This is a genomic window from Streptomyces actuosus, assembly GCF_016921115.1.
GTDB classification, from domain to species: domain Bacteria; phylum Actinomycetota; class Actinomycetes; order Streptomycetales; family Streptomycetaceae; genus Streptomyces; species Streptomyces actuosus_A.
The window spans coordinates 1-415 of the sequence record NZ_JAFFZS010000245.1 but is presented as its reverse complement, the minus strand read 5'-3'; the positions used below and the strand labels follow the sequence as shown (position 1 = coordinate 415).

The 415-nt window shown below is 52.3% G+C and carries 1 protein-coding gene; it reads right to left on the bottom strand.

Features of this window, described 5'->3' with window-relative positions; all coding sequences use genetic code 11:
• A partial coding sequence (locus JS756_RS39155) for a hypothetical protein (protein WP_205387512.1) occupies positions 1–378 on the bottom strand: 378 nt, incomplete at its 3' end.
• Between the last annotated feature and the right edge of the window lie 37 nt (positions 379–415).

The following is a 415-nucleotide window of genomic DNA, read 5'->3' as shown; positions in this document are numbered from 1 at the left end:
AGCAGCCTCTGCTTGAAGTCGCTGCTCGATGGCAACCTTCTCCATCCGCGCTCTTTCGAGTTTCAACTCACGCCGCTCAGACCTCCTGTCCCGCGTGACCTCTTCGCTAGTCTTATCGCTCAACAGACCCCTCCTCTTCTTTTCCCGTTCAAGCCAACTGGGCTCACTTCGACTTAACGAACCCTTGCCAAAAAATCCCATCTCCCACAGTGCTCTCATCGTCTTCTCATCTGTGACATGGACAGAGGATGTGTTCGAGTCGAAATAGGCAGAATAGGTCTCCTGATGCGGGGGAGCAATGAGATAGGTCAGGTATGACAGCGCAACGCTGATAAGGGAGAGAGGATTATGAGGAATCAAGGGAGGCAGTGGATGCACGCTGACAGGGAGAGGAAAGCGATGAATGTGTCTATAA